The sequence below is a fragment of the Streptomyces hokutonensis genome, from assembly GCF_000376565.1.
In the GTDB taxonomy this organism is placed as follows: Bacteria; Actinomycetota; Actinomycetes; order Streptomycetales; family Streptomycetaceae; genus Streptomyces; species Streptomyces hokutonensis.
Genome location: NZ_BARG01000161.1, coordinates 1 through 1,731, shown reverse-complemented (window position 1 = coordinate 1,731; position 1,731 = coordinate 1). Strand labels below are relative to the sequence as shown.

Below are 1,731 nucleotides of genomic sequence, written 5' to 3'. Positions count from 1 at the left end.
GAGTTCCTTGGTGATGCGGTCGAGCATGAACGTCGAGGATTCGCGGGCGCGTTCCTCCCAGGCGAAGACGCAGGCGGTGGCGACGCCGTCGAAGTCGAGTTCGCGGAGGGTGGCGAAGAAGGCGTTCCAGTCGACCTCGCCCTGGCCGATGTCGAGGTGTTGGTGGATGCGGGCGGTGGTGCCGGGCGGGTTGAGGATGTAGCGCAGGCCGCTGGAGCCCTTGTGGTTGAAGGAGTCGGCGATGTGGACGTGTTGGAGCTTGTCGCCGGCGTGGCGCAGCATCGCGGCGATGTCGGCGGTCGGGTCGGAGCCCGAGAGGTGGAAGGAGTGCGGGGCGCAGTAGAGGTAGTTCACCCAGGGCTTGTTGACGGCGCGGACGAGGTCGACGGCGGGGGTGTTCTCCTCGCAGAAGTCGTCGGGGTGGGCCTCCAGGTTGAGGGCGATGCCCTCGCGCTCGAAGAGGGGCAGCAGTTCCTCCAGTGAGCGCCAGAAGGCGGCTTCGCTCTCGGCGGCGCGTTCGGGGCGGCCGTTGAACTCCGAGTTCATCAGGGGACATTCGAGGTCGGCGGTGATCTCGATCATGCGCTTCCAGCAGCGGACGGCGGTCTGTCGCTCGATCTCGTCGGGTGAGGACCACTTGTAGAGGGGGAGGACGGAGGACAGCTGAACCCCGTGTGTGCGCAGGGAGTTCTTCAGCTTCGCCACGCGGTCGTCGTCGGCACGCGGGTGGAGGAAGAACGGCATGAAGTCGTCGCGGGGTGACAACTCGATGTAGTCGTAGCCGAGTTCGGCGACGGTGCGCACCATGTCGTCGAGGGGCTGGGCGCGGAACATGTAGGGGTCGAGGGCGATCTTCATGCGGCTCCTCCGTAGAAGGCGGGGCGGGGCTTGAGGTCGGTGGCGATGATGTGGCCCGATTCCAGGGCCTCGACGGTCGCGGCGGTGATGACGGTGGCTGCGTAGCCGTCCCAGGCCGAGGGGCCGGTGGGTTCGTCGCCTGCGGCGATGCCCGCGATCCACTCGCGGAACTCGGTGTCGAAGGCCTCCTTGAAGCGGCCCACCCAGTCGGTGAGGACCTCGGTGCTGTGCCGGCCGGCGGTGCGGACGCCGACCGCGGCGGGGTCGGGCAGGCGGACGAGGCCCTCCTCGCCGACGGCCTCGCACTGGATGTCGTAGCCGTACTGGCAGTTGACGAAGACCTCCAGGTCGATGCGGACGCCCTTGGCGGTCTCGAAGAGCATGATCTGGGGGTCCTTGAGGTGGGCGAACCGCTTGCTGGTGGCGCGCGGGGTGACCACCTGGGTGGAGACGATCTCGTCGTCGAGCAGCCAGCGCAGTACGTCCACCTCGTGCACGGCCGTGTCCAGAGCGGCCATGGCGGAGGTGTACGACTCCGGGACGGTCGGGTTGCGGTGCGCGCAGTGCACGATCAGCGGTGCGCCGATCCGGCCCGCGTCGATGACCTGCTTCAACTGCCGGTAGCCGGCGTCGTAGCGGCGCATGAAGCCGACCTGGACCAGGCGGCGGCCGTGTGCGATCTCGGCCTCGATGATCCGCAGGCAGTCCTCCGCGGTGGTGGCGAGGGGCTTCTCGCAGAACACCGGCTTGCCGGCGGCGATCGCGGTCAGGACGTGCTCGGCGTGGGTGGGGCCCCACGACGTGACGAGGACCGCGTCGACGTCGTCCGCCGTGATCACGGCCGCGCCGTCGGGCAGGACCCGGGCGCCGACC

At 68.9% G+C, this 1,731-nt stretch carries 2 protein-coding genes; both read right to left on the bottom strand.

Going from position 1 to position 1,731, the window contains the following annotated elements:
- The coding region (locus tag SSP08S_RS54500; protein WP_019076042.1) for a sugar phosphate isomerase/epimerase family protein at positions 1–858 on the bottom strand (858 nt) is incomplete at its 3' end.
- Positions 855–1,731, bottom strand: an 877-nt coding sequence (locus tag SSP08S_RS54495) for a Gfo/Idh/MocA family oxidoreductase (protein WP_019076041.1), incomplete at its 5' end; no start/stop codon positions are given. The genes SSP08S_RS54500 and SSP08S_RS54495, both read right to left, overlap by 4 nt.